Source organism: Streptomyces sp. NPDC044044, assembly GCF_056434405.1.
Map to the genome: position 1 here is coordinate 12808 of NZ_JBWKFG010000007.1, position 16346 is coordinate 29153.

Consider the following 16346-nt stretch of genomic DNA (forward strand, 5'->3'; position numbering starts at 1 on the left):
GGGACACGTGGACGCGGGAAAAGCTTGATCGCCTTATCCATCGCGGTGAAAGGAGCCCACCATGGCCGAGGAAAAACCGGAACCTGACCAGAGCGGTCCCTCGCCCAGGCAGGTGGCCGGCCCGGCGCTGCCGCGGAAGGCGAAGACCCCGGTCACCTACGCGAAGGGCCCGGCCCCCGACTCCAACGGCAACGGCGGGAGCGGGAGCGGGGGCGGGAACAGCTCCCCAAGCGGCTCCGGGAGCGGCGTTGGGAGTGACCCGACCGACACCGAGGAGCAGGAACAGCCAGGTGGCCGGGCGCTGCCGCGGAAGAAACGCCGCGGGAACAGCTAGCCCACGGGCAGACAGAGTGGGGGCGGGCCGCCACCCTGACCGGGCGGCGGCCCGCACTGCGTTCACTCCTCGCCGGTAGCGGGACTGCCCGCGCCGGACGCGACTCCCGTTCCCTGCCGATCGCCCCCCCCTATCCATGAGTTCAGGGTTTCCTGAATTCAGCTTTATGTGTACTGTCGTGGGGTGCTGACTGTTGCCTCCGACATCGAGGTGCTGGCCCGCTTCGGCCGCGCGCTCGCCGACCCGATCCGCTGCCGCATCCTGCTCGCCCTGCGCCAGGCGCCGGCCTATCCGGCCGATCTCGCCGACGCGCTCGACGTTTCCCGGACTCGGCTGTCCAACCACCTGGCCTGCTTGCGTGACTGCGGCCTTGTGGTCACCGTGCCCGATGGGCGCCGCACCCGCTACGAGCTCGCCGACGAACGCCTCGGCCACGCCCTGGACCACCTGCTCGCCGCTGTGGTCGCGGTCGAGTCGGACAAGACCTGCCCGGACGCCGCCACGAAGGGCTGCTGCTGATGACCGCGATATCCCTCGGGCCATCCCCGGCCCGCCGCGACGCGCTCGCGCGCCGCATACGGTGGCTGGTCACCGCGACCATCACCTACAACGTCATCGAGGCCGTCGTCGCGATCACCGCGGGCACGATGGCCTCCTCGACGGCGCTGATCGGGTTCGGGCTGGACTCCGTGATCGAGGTGTCCTCTGCCGCCGCGATCGCCTGGCAGTTCTCCGCCCGCGACCACGCTGTGCTCGACGACCGGGAGAAGACCACCCTGCGGATCATCGCCGTCTCCTTCTTCGCCCTCGCCGCTTATGTGAGCATCGACGCCGTCCGAGCCCTGGTCGGCACCGGTGAGGCCGACCGCTCGATCCCGGGCATCGTCATCGCCGCCCTGTCCCTGGCGATCATGCCGTTCCTCTCCTTCGCCCAGCGCAAGGCTGGTCGTGAACTCGGCTCCGCCTCCGCGGTCGCCGACTCCAAGCAGACCCTGCTGTGCACGTACCTGTCTGCCGTGCTGCTGGTCGGCCTGATCCTCAACTCCACGCTCGGCTGGTCCTGGGCCGATCCGATGGCCGCCCTGATCATCGCGGCCATCGCGGTGAAGGAGGGCCGCAACGCCTGGCAGGGCAAGGGCTGCTGCGCACCCACCGCCCACACCCCGGCTCCCGGCGGGCCCGCCGCGGCCGAGGCGGACGCGTGCGGCTGCAAGCCGGGCTGCACCTGCTGCTCCTGAACATCTCGTTGCCACCACGCCCCTCCCGCCACCTGGTCCGCCGATACTGACCGGGCGATCAAGGAGCGGTGGGGGCAACGGTGAGTGGACGATCTGGGCCGGGTTCGCGGCCGGCCTGCTGATCTCGACGGTGACCGCGCCGGTCAGCGTGTCCGGGACTGTCTTCCTCCTCCCCGGCCCCGGCGTCTTCCGCCTCCTGGCCGCCGCCTTCCTGCTCCCGCTCGGCGTGTGGCTGTGCCTGCGCACTCTGCGCCCCGCCCGGCGGCGGCCGGACGCGGCCGAGCCATCGGCGCGCGTGCTCGCCGCACTAGGCCTGACAGTCGGGTGGTCGGCGGGATCTACGGGATCGGCAGCGGCTCCCTGCTCGGGCCTATCCTCGCCGCCCGCGGCATGCCATGGCCCACATCACACCGGCCACCCTCACCACAACCTTCACTACCTCCGTTGCCGGGGCCGCCGCGTACTCCGTGCTGGCCCTGGCGAGCCCCGGGCCCGTCGCGCCCGACTGGTGGCTGGGCCTGGCCTGTGGCACAGGCGGGCTAATCGGCAGATACCTCGGCGCCCGACTTCAGCATCACCTACCCAAGACCGCACTTCGGCTGCTGCTCGGCGCCCTTGCCGCCAGTCTCGGAGCGCTCTACGCCGCCCAAGCGCTGGCCTGATCCTCGGCGGCGGCCGACTCAGTGGCAGCGCGAGGCGTACATGATGACCGCCATCCCACCGAGGCAGACCAGCGCGCCGACAACGTCGAAGCGGTCGGGCCGGTAGCCGTCGGCGACCATGCCGGACAGCACTGCTGCTCGACTGCCACCAGCTTCGTCCGCGTGGCCGGCAACGTCAGCCGCAGCCCGTCGGGCAACACTTGCGTTCTACACGTCATGCCGCAGCCGTCAGAGCCCATCCTTGAACCCCTGTTGATCTCGTACACGCGCCACGGTGGAAGCTCCGCCGACCGACGGTGCGTTCAGCGGTGCGACGGCCATGGGCCCCTCGATAAGGCACGACCGCCGCCTCGCCGGACAGAAACAATTCCAATCACAGGAGGAACGTTCTTCCTCCAGCATCCAGCACCCTCACAGCCCGTTCTGACAATTCGCGCAGACGGTCACCCGGACGCCACGGCCCGTCACCTATCTACCCGAAAAGCCTGCTTATCGGCTCCAGATGGTGGAGTTCGGTGCAGGCCGGAGGTTCGAGGACGGGTTCTCAGTTCGCGACCGGCTGCGGCGCCTGGTGCCACCAAGTCAGCAGCTTCGATGCCGGGGCTTTTAGCTTTCCGGGTTGACTGGGACTTTCGTGGCCCTGGCCTTCGGGTAGTCCACGATTTGCCCGATGCTCTGTAGCCCGTGCTTGTCATCGTCTGGGATTGCGATTGACGGGTCGGGGTAGATCATGAGCTGCGGCGTACAGGAGCAAACGGCGTGTGGCAGGCCTTTACGCAGATAGCGGCGTATTCGGGGCGTCTGCGCTTTGGCATGGCCACGCACTCATGGGGCATCAACCGCCGGGACCCGGCCGGGGCGCCCTTATTCGGAAGATCCGCAACGTCCGATTGACTGTGCTCCAGTCGGCCGCGGCCTCGCCTCGTTGAGCTTCTTCGATGTGGCCACCGATCGGGTGACGGTCCGTGAAGCGAAACGAGCGAGGCCCCCGGGCTGTTGATCGAGATGTCTGACGTCTCAATTGCGTGATTCAGCGTCTTACGAACTCCCCAACCGGAACGGGCCGCTTCCCCCGTTCCGGTTGGGGAGTTCTCGTGTGTCAGGCGGCTGTTCGCCCCGATGGCGCTAACGTCGTGCACGGCTCCGGCGTCTTTGAGCGGTGACACCGCTCGGCCAGGCCCGGGCCTGCTCCTACGTACGTGTTCCGCACCCAGAACCGACGACGCAAGGGGAATCGATTCCATGACCGTCACAGCAGCACGCCGCACCATGTCACCGCGTCGCTCCGCCGCCCGCACGGCGGCCGTGGCGGCCCTGTCCGCCGCCGCGCTCCTCGGCGGCGGTCTCACGGCTCAGGCCGCCGCGCCCGCCCGCACGACGGGCGCGGCTGTGGAGCTCGCGCCGGCCGGTGTGCTCGCGACCCAGTGCTACTACAGGGTGAACGCCAGCGGCGGTCTGCTGATCCGCAGCGGTCCCGGCACCGGCTACTCGGTCGTCGGGTCCTACGCCAACGGTTCCACGATCCTCGCGTCGGCGTCCACCACCAACGGTTTCCGCAAGGTGGGCACCAACCGCTGGGTCTCCTCGGCGTACACCGTCCGCATCACCAGCTATCCCTGCGAGTGACAGGGAGGCGGCTGGGGCCTCGGTGAGTAGGTGCTCGACGTCTTCCATTTGCCGCTCCCCGTAGTATCCGTATCTTGGCCACATGGTGGATGGGGGAGAGCCGAGACTCTTTGTGAACCGATGGGGCGACACATCGGACCCGGCATCTGTAGGACGCGCTTCCTACCGGGATGAGTGTGTGTTTCGACCAGGCCAAGCCGCATCCGCGAGCCCGTGTCGGTTTCCACGCCGAACATCAGGACACCTCGACCGCTGGGTGGCGACGTCTGCTGGAGTTGATCGACGAGGCCGCGGAGGACGGGCGGGAGGAGTTCCGACCTCTGGTCGACCTCAGCGCCGAGGAGCGCCGGCAGGTCCTCACTCTGCCGGCACGCATCGCCAAGCTGACGGCGGTCAAGCACTTCGTGCTCTACGGCAGCAACCTGGTCCGGATACCGCCCGAGATCGGTGCGATGACCAGCCTGGAGGAGCTCACTCCCTACACCTCGTACCGGCTGCACTGGTTCCCCTACGAGATCACCAGATGCTCGCAGCTGGTCCGGAGCACGGTGAGCACCCGCGCACTGTTCGGGAACTACAAGCTCCGTCCTCCTTTCCCTCGACTGCAGCCTCCGCGAGTCGCCGTTGCTGATCTCGACCTGTCAGCGCTTGATGCCCGGCGCTGGGGCACCACGGCCATCCGTGGATGCAGTGTCTGCGATCGGCCGATCGAACAGGCTGGGCTCCACCAAGTGTGGATCTCCCTTCGGGTGGCCACCGACGTCCTGCCTCTCCTGGTCAACGCCTGCTCGGCGGCATGCGTTTCCGCCCTGCCCTCCGGCGCCGAGGACTACGTGCAGCTGCCGCACACAGGCGGCGGGGTCAAGCAGCCGCCGTCCGACTGGGACTGATCGGACGATCAGCGGGGCAGCCGGGCTGTCCGCTCCGGATACGCTGCAGCGACGTAGCGCATGGCGGTCTGTTCGGTGATGCCGACAAGCCTCATGAGCTTGAGCCGCGATCCCGGAGTCCTGCGGTCAGCTTCCGAAGCTGTTGTCCACCGTGGTGATCTCATCCAGGCACTCGTGCCTCTCGGCGCGCGGAAGTGTGACTCTCACCGCAGCCGGGATGAGCGCCAGGCGCAGCACCTGCTCCTCGGCCGAGGCATTGACCCCGAGGTCAGCGAGGTCGGAGCCGGTCCTGCTGGTGACGACGGTCAGGGCCAGGACACGCAGGCGAGGAAAGTCGCGGGCCGCCATGAGCGGCCGCTCCGACACAGCACGTGCTCGACTGCTCGACTGGTGGGGCGTCCGGGCGGCTGCCCGCCCGAAACGTCACACGGCCTTCAGCACCTTGGTGGCAGCCTCATTCTCCCGCTGACGCAGGGAGCGCCATTCGGCCGCCGGCTGGGGGTTGGCGTCGAGCCAGCGTTGTTGAAGCACGGCGAGCCTGGCGTACACGCGCTCCAGGTAACCGGTGGCACTCTTGCAGGTCACGTCGGCGCGGGCCGCGGGTTGTTCGGCGAGGGGGGTGCCGGCCTGCAGCGTCGCTGCGTGCCGCTGGGGGTCTTGCGCGGTGGCGAATCCCGCTTGCCGCATGCAGGAGCGCCATCGTGCCGTCGCTCCGCGGAACGCGGAATCCTCTCCCAGCGTGCGCAGCGCATCGCGCTCCCCTTGGTCGAGCCGCAGCCGCAGAGTGAGATCGCGTCGCGGCCCTCCCGCATGGCCAGCAGGGACGCCCAACGATGGCACAGGCACGTTCGGTGTATGCGTCCGGCTCAACGCCTGGATCGCCAGCGTGGCCGCACCGGAGCACCGACTCCGGGTCTCGCGCCGCGCAACGACCCCTCCAGCAGGGCCTGGCGGCCCTGACGCAGTGGGTGGAGCAGGAAGCGGGAAGGCGCGGGCTGGGCGGTGCCGCGCGGGCACGGTGAACCGATCGCGGTTGACGGAGAGACGGAGCCGGTGATCCGTATGGATCTCCAACACCAAGACCCGGCGCGACAATCTCAGCGCGGAGCAGTTGGACGCGTTGCGGCAGCTGGGCATCGAGTGGGCGTAGGAGCCTCGAGTTTGCTTCCCCGCCAGCCATGGCTGGTGACCCATGACGAGTGAGGTCGACTGACGATTATGGGAGTTGCTGTGAGGCCGACTTCCCGAAGCCAGTAGAGAACGTGAGCAATGCGTGACGCCTGGGGGCAGGCGTTGGTTCCTGTCCCCAGGCGCGCAGGAGGCATCCGCGGCAACGGATGTAATTCCCCTCAACGCTGCGGCGTGCTGTCCGGACCAAGGGAGAACAGGCCGCGTCGCCTGGCTTCTCAGCCAGAAGGCGGCGACTGGATATAGCTTCGGTTCGGCTCAGGCATTGCAACAGCCGCAACGTGCTGACGAATGCCGGCGGACGTTCGCAGACAACTCAGGCTGTGATCTGCGCAGATGCGCAGGGTTGTCCGGCTGGGTTGTCACAGTGGCGGACAACGGGTGCACAGCGCGGACACGCCAGCTCCAGGGGCAGTACGCATCCGGAAAACGAGGACGGGCGATCTGCTGTCGGCCGGGTTGTCCACCTGCAAAAGTGGACCATGCGTCGCGAGCGGCAACTCCTGACGCCACATCAACCATGTCCGGACCAAGGGATCTTTCTTCATGTACACATGCCGCATTCACCTGCCCAAAGGCAGCAGTGTCGACCTTCCCGGCTACCTGCCGGTGATCGTCATCGTCATCGTCGTCGTCCTCGTCCTTCTCGGCTACGACATCAGCGCAGCCATCGCCGCGGTGATCGCCGCGGGCGCCGCTGCCCGGGAGCTCGGGCGCACCGCCTGAGCCTTCCCCTCTCGGTCTGATGTCCGCTTCGGCGGTGCCACCAGTGGTGGCACCGCCGCTTGTCGCATACCGGGAAAGGAGTGCGGCCATCCATGCCACGACCTGAAAAACCCATAGCCTTTGATGCTCCGTTCGCCGCTTTCGCTCTGCAGCTACGTGCTCTGCGCCGACAGGCGGGAAACCCGACCTACGGCGCCATGTCCCGGCGGATCGGCGGCATGGTGTCAGTGAGCACGCTCGCCAAGGCCGCCGCCGGCGACCGTCTTCCCTCACTCGAGGTGACTCTCGCCTACGCAACGGCGTGCCACGGCAACCAGCAGCACTGGACGGAACAGTGGCTGCTCGCGCAAGGAGACGCTTTGCCGTCACAGGCAGGCGCCTGGGCCGCTGTGCCGCCCACCGCGAGTACAGCGGCGTCTGCGGCAGATTTCGTCGAATCCCTGCGCCAGCTGAGGCTGTGGGCCGGCATGCCCTCCTACACTCAGCTCGCCCGCCTGGCAGGACTGGGCCGCACCACTCTCTGCGACGCGCTGGCCCCCGGGCGCGCCGGTCTCCCCAGCCGAGACGTCACCTCCCGTCTGGTGCTCGCATGCATGCACCATGCCTACTCGAACCGGTCATGGCTCAGTCAGGACGTGCCGATCGCCGTCACCGCCGAACAGGCACAACGCGCTTTCCTGCACATGTGGCACCAGATCGCCTCGCAGGAACTCGCTCGGCGTCACGTGTCCGGAACCGGTATCTCCGCAACGCTCCGCCCTTCAGCCTCCGTGAGGCCGCGTCTGCCTCTCCGGCCGACAGAGGAAGGGTCCGGCACGGTCAAGGAGCAGCAGTACGTCGGGCTCATCGACAGGCACGAGGCCCTCGACCGCAGCATCCGGCCCGAGATGCGGGAACTCGCCGACGCACTACGCACACTGTTCGCCTCGCTGGAGATATCGATGCGTCACTACGCCGCCCGCACCTATATGGATCCAGGCTCCCTTTCCCGGTATCTCAGTGGCAAGCGCGTCCCCCCGCGGTCGTTCATCGAGGACTTGGTGCGCACAGCCCGGGAGGACGGTGTTCCGCTCTCCAAGTACTCACATGAGCATCTATTCAAGCTCTACGAGAATGCTCTCCGTTCCTCCCCCTACCCCGGCGACCAGCTCAGTCTGCTGAACGTCCAGCATGAAGCCGCCCAGCAGCGCATCAGAGAGCTTCAGGAAGAGATCCACCGACTCAAAGGCGGATGACCCTGTCACCACGCCTGTACCGGCTCGGCGTGCCCTCGGCCGGCCCGGGGCCTCGCGGCGACTGGTAGTCACCCGGCGGCAAGGCCTCCAGCGGAGGTGTAGCGGGTGGCAGCCTGGACGCTGAGGATCGAGACGCGTCGCCTGGGCTCCCGCCCTACGCCCTAATCGGACTACCTTGCCAGCATGACGACACAGCTTGACCGTGGAAGCGATCCCGCGCCGTCCATGCTCCGGTGCGAGCCGCGTGCGTCCAACTTGTACCCGAGCCTGGTTCTCGCCCTGCGGGACATGCGGCAGGCGAACGGCCGTGATCTCGTAACCGGTGACGGCGAGGGCAACGAATCGCGGATCGGCCTGAGTCTGGGAATGGTCATTCTGGACACGTTGTCGGGTGATTCCAACGGCGTCCGGGCCCGTTGGGAGCTGCTGCTCACAACGCATGGCATCACACAGGAAGACGCGCAGATCATCTACAGGCTGCGCTGCTCCCTCCTGCACGGCTATGGCCTGCCGAAGCCCAGCGCAGTCAACGGCCGGACCGTACTGCTGACCCCGGACGTGACAGCCCACGCCATCGACACGTCCACGACCGGCCGTGCACTGGTCAGCGTGCCGGTCTTCTGCGGAAGGCTGGTCGAGCGCATTGCCGCCGCAGCACCACAGAACTGGGACACAAGCTTGATCGATACCGACGTCGCGACCTGACCCCGGAGCAGTGTTTTCCATTTTCGATTCCGGTGTCGGCGGCTCCTGGCCCCAAAGGTTCCGTTCCGTCGGTGGCCCCGGCCTGGCGGCGCTAACGCGCAACACCGGCGAGCGTGCCCCGCGGCTTCGAAGACGACCCGATCGACTACGCCGCCTCCCTACGCGATCGCCGCGGCATCCTCGTCGAGGAAACACCCGGCGTGCCGCTGTGGCGCCACAAGCAACCGTGGCACCGCGCCGCACCATATGCATCAGGTGCCAACTACTTGCCGTTCACGGCCGAGATGCCATTCGGGCTGTGGATCTTGACTCTTGTCCCGAATGACGACGACCAGGAACGCTCCGGACGGACGTGGAGCCAGCGAATATGGTTTCGGGTACCGGCCTGGTGGGCGCTGGGCCCCCAAGGGCGAACAGCGGCAGCACTGCTCACCCCACTGGAGAAGCTGATGTGGGACGAAGTCCTCACCCTGCGCCGCTCCTACAACAAGGCGTGGCCGACCGATCGTGAAGACCCCGCCTGGTATGAGGCGCAGGACCTCGCCAGGACCGCCGACCGGGCCACGCTGAAGAACGCGCTGATCAAGCACACGGAAGCAGCACTTGACCGGGCAGCCCGCATCCAAGGCAAGCACGTACGGGACTTCTCAGACGAACAGAAAGCCGTGTGCTTCGCCGCTACGGCCCTCGCAATCGAGGACCTCTCCCCCGGCCTCGCCCACCGCCTCCTCGGCCCGCTCCGTCTCGCACTCGGCGACGTCCACACCTACCTCGTCCCCTCATGGGCCGACAGCGTGTAACACGAGGCGATCTCGCGACGCCGCATACCAACTACCACTGAACCTGAACCCTGCGCAGCGCAGATGACACGACCTGATCGCTCACCAGCTGACTGACAAAGCCACAGGCCAGGCCGCTGATCCAGCACAGCGCCCACAATCACTGCAGCTACTGGCACACTGCAATCCCCGCCCACCGAGGCACCACAAACTGATCAGTGCAGGCCAGACCGCCAATTACTGATCAGAAAAACCGCTCCTGGCCAGCAGGCGCTCGCCGGCCTCGGACTCGACTGGGCGGTGTGAAGTAGCGAGCTGCGGCCTTCAGAACGATCATCTGCACCAAGCACGGAACCGCATCGTTTGGCCATTCACGCCCGTGGGCGACAGCAAGCTCAGTAGCATCTTCGAGGGCGCATTGATCGATTCGTAGCTCGTCAGCATCAAGATCCTAATCAAGGCGGGCCTTCAGCTCGTCAAGGTCGCGTACAGGAAAATCACCGCCTCAGTTCCGCGCGATGAATCGCGTGGTAACTGGGAATCAAATGGGGGAAAATGAGCACCCAGAGCACTGACGAGGCTTCCACTTCTGGCGATAGTGCGAAACCGTGGTGGAAAAAGCCAGTATTCGCCGGGGGTGTGACTGCTGTGGTAGTCACAGTGGCTGGCGCCTGGCTAACGCAGGGGGGTAATGCGCTTTACGACGCCGTGCTTGGCGGTGAAGAGCCAACGAGGCCGACTGTCACGGAGAGCGTGAACCGAGATCCCTGGTGTGCCTCATGGCTTCTGAAGAAGGAACCAGAAGAGATCAGCGCTCAGATCAGAGATCAGATGCAGGGTGTGAAAGATCCCTTTGGGGAGGAGGCGCGGAAGCGCGTCGAGAAGATCCACAAGTCCTCGGGTTCGCGCTTGCCCCTCGGAGATGGGGTCGAAGTGATCGTCGAGGGCAACAAGGAGAAAGTTGTCGTGCTGGATCGCCTGGAACCGAAGATCATGAAGAGGTCAAAGCTTGGCACGGTGATGTCTGTCGGATCGCAGTGCGGAGGAGGGTTCCCTAAGCGTTATTACGCTGTCGACCTGGATCTCTCAAGACCTGAGTTTTTGTTGTATGAAGGCGATGGAAGTGGAGAGGACGAGTCCAAGCCTGTCGACTTCCCGTACAAGGTTTCGACTGTCGATCCAGAAAAGTTTGTACTCACCGGGAATACCGACTCTGTCGTTGAATGGACTGCGACCCTGCACTGGACTGCCGATGGCAAGAAGGGAAAGTCCGAGATAACTGACGATGGGAAACCTTTCGTTTCCTACCCAGTCATCCCGAAGCTCTCATTCGATACCTATACGGGCGAACTCAAAAAGACATCATGAGGTGGGGGGCCGGTCCTGGCGGACCGACCCCTTCGGCGGAGATCAGGCGTTCACCGGGTCGGTCTCGGCCTTCACGCTGGTCGGGGTCCACACCTCCGCGTCCGAGACACCGGTGATCTTGGCCAGCTCGCTGTCTGCCGCCGGGTAGTTCGAGCCGCAGCCGCGTGTAGAGGGCCCGCTTGACGAACTCCGCAGGCCGCTTCATTCCTTGTCGGTCAACGCCTCGGTGAACAGTTCTTGCGAGTCCAGCGACCGCAGCAGCGGACCGAGCAGACGCCTGGAAAGACCGACTGCCCGGAGTACCTGCGCGGACCGCGGAGCCGGTCGGCGCCGACCTCCATCGCCCAGTGGCTGGGTCCCAGCTCGATCGGTGCCTCACCCAGCGCACCCGCCGGCAACCTGGAGGCGGAGCAGGCAGCTCAGGAAGCAGCGAGCGTCGTGACGGGCCTGGAGGCCGAACGCGGACCCCGGCGCCCCGGCATTCTTGCCGTCACCGGTGCCTCGCCTTCCAGTGCCTGTTCCCGAGTCTGTGCTCCCTTGCTGCGGCGCAGCACCGCTTGGGCGTACAAGCACTCCAGTTCACCGGCCTGAGTGCGCAGGGTATCGGGTGTCGAGCCCGGGTAGTCCTGGAGAATCTTCCATCCGCTGTACCAATGGGCGCTGTCGACGCTCGCGGGAAGGACCAGGGCAGCGGCTTCGAAGGCGGCGAGTTCGGCGAAGCTGCCCTGTCTCTCCTTTGAGAGGGTGGCCAGCCAGATTTTCAGTGCCGCAGCTTTGTGGGGTCGGTCGCTGAAGCGCGCGCTGAGCTTGCGGAGGCGTTTGGCGTGCTGGTGCAGGAGGAACGTGCCGAGCTGCGTAACTAGAGCGCGGGCGCGGGCGGCCTCGCTAGGCGTGAAGTAACGGCCCAGTTCAGTGAGTTCCTGATTGCGGAGGTCTGCAGAGGGCTTGGTATGCACGACCCGTATTGTGCTCCGCCTGACTCCCGACTGCAGGCAGCGCCACACCTCTGCACGGGCGCAGCGGGCGGTGCCTTCCCACGATGCCGGCGGGCGGCCGTCGGCTTCGCGGAGGGCAGCTTCGGCGAGGGCGCGCGGCCGTGGTGTTCGGGTGTGTGGCGCCTCTACCGTACGGCCATGGACTCCACCCCGATGCCCGAGCCGCTGCGCCGGGCGATCCACCAGCTTGTCTCCGAGGCCGTGCAGAACGGCCAGGAAGTCCTGCGGTACACCGAGCCCGACCAGGCGCACACCTGGAAGCGGATGACCCTGTACCGCGCCACAGACGCGGCGGACACCATGAACATGGTGGCCATGCTGATCGCCGCGTACTGCGAGCGCACCGGCATGGCTCCCGAGACGCTGCGGAGATACCTCCAGGTCGGTCAGCAGGAGCTACGGTCCGCTGGCCCGCAGGAGGACTGCCGCGCGCACGTGGCGGGCCTGTTGGGCGAGGCGCTCTCGTACGAGGCTATGCGAACCCCGACGATCCGTGAGGAGCACCGCGAAGGCCAAATCGAGGCCGAGCAGGCGAAGCGCCCGGAGGACGACCCGCAGAAGCTGTTCACCGAGGCGTGCCTGCACGGGCTGCGCGCCCGTCTGAGCGACGACGTCGATTCGCTGGACAGCTACCTGCCGCCGCACGTGGCGGAGTTGGCCCGCAAGGTCGCTGGCGCCCTTGAGATGCCGGAGCTCGCCACGACGTAACGCCGGAGTCGCACCGTCGCTGAACCGCTCTCCACCACTGACCAGGAGGGATCAGCCTCTTCTCCACAAGGAAGAAGAGGTGTCAGCAGCCTTCACACCCCTCCACTGCGCACTGACCTGCAAGAACGCTGCCGGTTACCCGATCACGCCGGTACCTACGCCGGTAGTCACGCCGGTACCTACGCTGGTACCTACGCCGGTACCAGAGTCGGGCGTGGTCTGGGCTACTCGGTGGTGTGGTCGGGATCGGGGAGTTGGGGTGGGAAGTGCCGCTCCAGGATCTCTGTCCACCGGTGCAGGACGACGAAGCCGGTGGTGTCGGCCTGGGCCTGGACCAGTTCGGTCAGCGCGTCGATGAACGGCTGGGCAGGCGTGCCCGACTCGATCGCGGCGGCCGCCTGCTGGACGCGTTCGTGCGCCGCCGGGAAGACGCCCTTGGCCCACGTGTCCTGTTCCCTGATCCGCTGGGAGCCTGCCTCAAGGTTGATCTGCATGATGGTCCACTGCGGACAGTCGGGCGTGTGCCAGGTCTCGATCGGCAGTACCACCCCGAAGCAGACGTTGGCCCGGTCGGGCCAGGCCTGGCAGTCGGGGCACACGATCCGCTCGGTCTTCGGCGTCTCGCTCATCGCGGCCGTCCTTCCCCGCTTGGAAGGGACGAGCCTGCCATGGTCGATCACAAGCTGACCAGAGCTCGGCTGTCACGACGCCCTCTATCGGTTACCGAGCAGGTCAGAGGGAGGTTACCCAGTCTGGGTAACCGTCTCCGGCGAGTCAGTCAGCATCCGTTCGACCGCGTTCTAATATCGGCTGGTGAGCACCGACTTCCCCAAGAACCTGATCACCGCTGAGCGTGAGCGGCAGCAGGCCGCCGCCGAACGCGCCGCCCTGGCCCGCACGTTGCCGTGGTCGGTCGAGCCCCTGGAGGGCTTCGACGACTCCCAGATCTGGCGGCCCCGCAGTCGCCCCGACAGCCCCGGCTACACCCCCGAGCAGATCGAGCGGGTGAACACGCTGCACGCCACCGAGCTCGACCGTACCGCGGCCGTCGCCCAAGATCGCTTCTGGGAGCGGTTCAGCGGCGCGGAGCTCGTGGCGGCTCCCGGATGGAACTCAAGCAACAGGCCGCAAAGTCTGCCCAGCAGGCTTCGGATACCGACGCCGCTATGCAGTGACAGACCGTCTCGGCGTCACCGTGTGACGGCTTCCTTGAGCGGTCAGCAGCATGGCGTGGAAGAGAGGCCCGTGCTCCATGCGCAGGCAGAGGTCTCCGAGGGTCTGCCAGCTGCGGGCGCTGTACGGAGCAGTTGAACTGACTCCAGGACGCGTGCCTGCTGCGGAGGTGACCGCCATATCCTCCCTCTGGCCGTCTACCGGTGCCTGGTCCGGGCGGTGCCGAAGTTTCAGGTGGCCGCTCTGCACCAACGGCCACCTGGAACTTTTGGAGGGGGGCTACTGCACCAGCGCGGCGAGGGCCTGGTCGGCCATCTGCACGCCCATCGTGGCCGCGATCGTGGTGCCGGCCTCCAGGAGCTTGTCCTTGAGCTGGGTGGCGAACTGGCGCAGGCGGCCCGGCTCGGGGGTCTCGGAGGTCGCCTCCGCGTGGAGGTCCTGGGCGACACGCTCCAGCTCTACGCGGTCCGTCTCGGCCATGCCCAGGGTGTTGCTGACCTGACCGATGTATCCGGCGAGCTGGGCGAACAGCGTCGGGTCGATGCCGTCGGTGTTGTTCTGGGTGAAGTGCTGCTGCTCGCCGATGATGACGCCCTTGGCGTTCGGCATGTAGTTGTTGTAGGTGGTGCCGGGGCGGGGCTGGTTGATGTGGTCGTGCACGCTTCCTCCTGACAGGGCGCAGCTGACGCCCTGGGGTGTGATGGCGACCGCGACGGCGTCCGTGCCGGTGAGTTCGATGAGGTCGTTCTTTGCCAGGTGGACGAGCACCTGCTGAAGGTCGGCCTGGGGAATCTCGGCTCCAGCGAAGAACGACCAAGGTGTGTCAAGGAACAACACCGGGTCGATGGGCGACTGGTCGCCCGCGGTGTCGTACAGCCACCGATGGAAGGCGTCCATGGTGTGACGCAAGCGGGCGGCGCGGTTCTTCTGCAGCTCCTTCAGCCGGTGCACCTCGACCAGGCCCTCATCGCTGAGGTGGATTGCGTAGAGGCCGAACGCGGCCCGCAAGGCCCTCACCAGGCCTCGTTGTTCCAGCTGAAGAGCGAGGGGGACCAGGTCCTCCTGAAATTCTTGCTCGATCTGTTCCATGCTGGCGCCACGCCCGGTCCGGGTGTCCAGCAAGAGCAGCAACCGGGCCAGATAGCCGCTGCTCTCGGTCACCTCACCGCCGGAATGCGCGCTGACGGTGGCATCGAGCTGTGCAGACACGCGAAGAGGGTTCCGTCGTTGAGCGCGCTCCAGGCTCTTGTTGGTCTCCTTGACAAAACTGTTCGTCCACTTGTCCAGCTCGCGTCTATTGATCCCGCTGCGGGCCACGTTGCCCTCCTGTCGCAGATGACTCAGCGCCAAGGCTACGGAGGGGGTCTGACAACCTATCTTGCGACCTCGGAAGGGAGGTTCTCCTGTGGTTGACGGCCGGGTTCTTCCCGGTGAGTTCGCCGGGGTCTCACGGTTCGGTGTCCGGCTGCGCGGGTCAGGCTGCTCTTCGTGCCGCGTCGTGCAGGTGCTTGACCATCCAGAACTCCTCGACGCGTGCGCCGTCCCCGGTCATCGCCGTGGCCAAGGAGCTGAGGATGTCCGGGAGCCCGTCCGCCTGGGTGGGCAGATGGGCAGCGACGCACTGGGCGAGGACACCGAAGACGATGGCCTGGCGGAAGACGAGGTGGGAGGGGCGTTCCCACTCGGGTTCAAAGTCCACCGGCTCGCCGATCAGCAGCGCGCGAGCCCGGGGGTGCGCTTGGTCGTGTGCGGCAGTGAGGTCCTCTCGCAGCCGCACTCTCGCGTCGGCCGAGAGGGTGGCGGCTGTAAGTGCTGCTACGGCCAGAGGGTGTTCGCGCAGGCCGGCATGTGCGAGGGCCAGGTCCAGCGCGTGGTGCCGCATCGGTTGCAGCAGCGAGGGTCCCAGGCCAGCCAGATAGCTGATGAAGGGCTCCCGCTTGAGCAGGGGCGAGTCGATGAGTCCCTGCCCCAGCAGGTACTGAGGCACCCGCGTGATCTCCACAGCGCGGTGCAGGCCGCGTACCCAGGAGTTGTCGAAGCGCACACCGGTCGCGCGCTCGACAGCCGCCAGGCCAGCGCCCCACAGGTTGTTATCGTCTTCCAGGTTCAGGCCCTGCAACAGGGGCTGCCAGGCGTCGGGGCGCGCGCCGAATATGTCCTCGGGCGCGAGCATTTCGAAGGCGGAGGAGATCAGCCCGTCCTCGGCCAGGCTCAGTTGGGAGACCGCGTTGACGTTCCAGTAGGCGCTGGCGGTGCGGCCGTGCCTAGAGAGCGGGCGCAGCACCTCCTCGCGAGACCCTTGATAGTTGTTGTTCTCCACGACGATGACGGCAGGTCCTGACCGGGAGACCAGGATGAGATCCCTGTCGTAGTGCTCGCGCAGTTCCTCCAGTCGCAGGGGGCGGCACTGCTCGGGGTTGCCGCCGAAGAGCCGGATGACAGCGTCCTCGTCACCACCGTGCACGGCCGTGAACGTGGCTGCCTGCTCAAGTCCTAACTCGGCGAGGAGGCCCTGAAGGTGCTGGGGTGAGGTCATGCGGGGATTCTCGTCTGTGCCACTGACAGTCGGAGCCCGGTCCCATCGAGCGCGCGGCCGCGACCTCGACAGGAAGGTAGCGGGGGCACTCCTCAGACGCCGTCTCCAACCTTTGGTCCGGAGGTTCCGAGACGGTGTCTGACATTGGCCCTCGTTTCCAGGACGCCAGGGCGTGCTCAACGT

General features: G+C 66.6%; 18 protein-coding genes and 2 pseudogenes. 13 read left to right on the forward strand and 7 right to left on the reverse strand.

Going from position 1 to position 16346, the window contains the following annotated elements; genetic code table 11:
* Positions 1–61 precede the first annotated feature (61 nt).
* The 4 genes and pseudogenes from AC07AG_RS25565 to AC07AG_RS25580 all read left to right on the forward strand — a co-directional run bounded on the left by AC07AG_RS25565 (position 62) and on the right by AC07AG_RS25580 (position 2234).
* Entirely contained in the window at positions 62–334 is a 273-nt protein-coding gene (locus AC07AG_RS25565; protein ID WP_478757955.1) for a hypothetical protein, read from the forward strand.
* Between the two features lie 183 nt (positions 335–517).
* A complete protein-coding gene (locus tag AC07AG_RS25570) occupies positions 518–853 on the forward strand; it encodes an ArsR/SmtB family transcription factor (protein ID WP_478757957.1) in 336 nt (111 codons plus the stop codon).
* Entirely contained in the window at positions 853–1572 is a 720-nt protein-coding gene (locus AC07AG_RS25575; RefSeq protein ID WP_478757958.1) for a cation efflux transmembrane domain-containing protein, read from the forward strand. The genes AC07AG_RS25570 and AC07AG_RS25575 overlap by 1 nt, the downstream gene beginning before the upstream one ends.
* A 91-nt stretch (positions 1573–1663) precedes the next feature.
* A pseudogene (locus AC07AG_RS25580) lies at positions 1664–2234 on the forward strand (TSUP family transporter).
* 18 nt (positions 2235–2252) lie between these two features.
* Here AC07AG_RS25580 and AC07AG_RS25585 read toward each other — a convergent pair.
* Positions 2253–2369: pseudogene (locus AC07AG_RS25585) on the reverse strand (YnfA family protein); the annotation flags it as partial.
* 1107 nt (positions 2370–3476) lie between these two features.
* On the opposite strand from AC07AG_RS25585, the gene AC07AG_RS25590 reads away from it, so the two are divergent.
* Together AC07AG_RS25590 and AC07AG_RS25595 are read left to right on the forward strand one after the other, a co-directional pair.
* A complete protein-coding gene (locus tag AC07AG_RS25590; protein ID WP_389890905.1) occupies positions 3477–3860 on the forward strand; it encodes an SH3 domain-containing protein in 384 nt (127 codons plus the stop codon).
* A gap of 170 nt (positions 3861–4030) precedes the next feature.
* The gene (locus tag AC07AG_RS25595) at positions 4031–4750 is read left to right on the forward strand and encodes a leucine-rich repeat domain-containing protein (RefSeq protein ID WP_478757960.1); all 720 of its coding nucleotides are present in this window, start codon (positions 4031–4033) and stop codon (positions 4748–4750) included.
* Positions 4751–4876: 126 nt separating this feature from the next.
* Here AC07AG_RS25595 and AC07AG_RS25600 read toward each other — a convergent pair whose 3' ends face one another.
* Both AC07AG_RS25600 and AC07AG_RS25605 read right to left on the reverse strand, forming a co-directional pair.
* Positions 4877–5098: a hypothetical protein gene (locus AC07AG_RS25600; protein WP_478757962.1), complete on the reverse strand. Its 222-nt coding sequence runs from the start codon at positions 5096–5098 to the stop codon at positions 4877–4879.
* Between the two features lie 75 nt (positions 5099–5173).
* Entirely contained in the window at positions 5174–5437 is a 264-nt protein-coding gene (locus AC07AG_RS25605; protein ID WP_478757963.1) for a hypothetical protein, read from the reverse strand.
* Between the two features lie 1047 nt (positions 5438–6484).
* On the opposite strand from AC07AG_RS25605, the gene AC07AG_RS25610 reads away from it, so the two are divergent.
* The 5 genes from AC07AG_RS25610 (at position 6485) to AC07AG_RS25630 (ending at position 10751) form a co-directional block, all read left to right on the forward strand.
* On the forward strand, positions 6485–6664 hold the full coding sequence (locus AC07AG_RS25610; RefSeq protein WP_478757964.1) for a hypothetical protein: 180 nt from the start codon (positions 6485–6487) through the stop codon (positions 6662–6664).
* Positions 6665–6756: 92 nt separating this feature from the next.
* Positions 6757–7899: a hypothetical protein gene (locus AC07AG_RS25615; RefSeq protein WP_478757966.1), complete on the forward strand. Its 1143-nt coding sequence runs from the start codon at positions 6757–6759 to the stop codon at positions 7897–7899.
* Positions 7900–8082: 183 nt separating this feature from the next.
* Positions 8083–8604, forward strand: coding sequence for a hypothetical protein (locus AC07AG_RS25620; protein ID WP_478757968.1), 522 nt, complete (start codon positions 8083–8085; stop codon positions 8602–8604).
* A gap of 113 nt (positions 8605–8717) precedes the next feature.
* The gene (locus AC07AG_RS25625; RefSeq protein ID WP_478757970.1) at positions 8718–9404 is read left to right on the forward strand and encodes a hypothetical protein; all 687 of its coding nucleotides are present in this window, start codon (positions 8718–8720) and stop codon (positions 9402–9404) included.
* Positions 9405–9938: 534 nt separating this feature from the next.
* Positions 9939–10751 carry a hypothetical protein gene (locus AC07AG_RS25630; RefSeq protein WP_478757972.1) on the forward strand — a complete coding sequence of 271 codons (813 nt, stop codon included), beginning with the start codon at positions 9939–9941 and terminating at the stop codon, positions 10749–10751.
* Between the two features lie 419 nt (positions 10752–11170).
* On the opposite strand, the gene AC07AG_RS25635 is transcribed toward AC07AG_RS25630, so the two are convergent.
* A complete protein-coding gene (locus AC07AG_RS25635) occupies positions 11171–11707 on the reverse strand; it encodes a hypothetical protein (protein ID WP_478757973.1) in 537 nt (178 codons plus the stop codon).
* A gap of 177 nt (positions 11708–11884) precedes the next feature.
* Here AC07AG_RS25635 and AC07AG_RS25640 point away from each other — a divergent pair, with 177 nt between their 5' ends.
* Positions 11885–12454 carry a hypothetical protein gene (locus AC07AG_RS25640; protein WP_478757974.1) on the forward strand — a complete coding sequence of 190 codons (570 nt, stop codon included), beginning with the start codon at positions 11885–11887 and terminating at the stop codon, positions 12452–12454.
* Positions 12455–12678: 224 nt separating this feature from the next.
* Here AC07AG_RS25640 and AC07AG_RS25645 read toward each other — a convergent pair whose 3' ends face one another.
* Complete coding sequence (locus AC07AG_RS25645) at positions 12679–13083, reverse strand: hypothetical protein (protein ID WP_478757976.1); 405 nt, start codon at positions 13081–13083, stop codon at positions 12679–12681.
* A gap of 184 nt (positions 13084–13267) precedes the next feature.
* Here AC07AG_RS25645 and AC07AG_RS25650 point away from each other — a divergent pair, with 184 nt between their 5' ends.
* Positions 13268–13765: a hypothetical protein gene (locus AC07AG_RS25650; RefSeq protein ID WP_478757978.1), complete on the forward strand. Its 498-nt coding sequence runs from the start codon at positions 13268–13270 to the stop codon at positions 13763–13765.
* 141 nt (positions 13766–13906) lie between these two features.
* Here AC07AG_RS25650 and AC07AG_RS25655 read toward each other — a convergent pair whose 3' ends face one another.
* Entirely contained in the window at positions 13907–14836 is a 930-nt protein-coding gene (locus AC07AG_RS25655; protein WP_478757980.1) for a hypothetical protein, read from the reverse strand.
* A 265-nt stretch (positions 14837–15101) separates the two neighbouring features.
* Entirely contained in the window at positions 15102–16163 is a 1062-nt protein-coding gene (locus AC07AG_RS25660; protein ID WP_478757982.1) for a DUF6461 domain-containing protein, read from the reverse strand.
* Between the last annotated feature and the right edge of the window lie 183 nt (positions 16164–16346).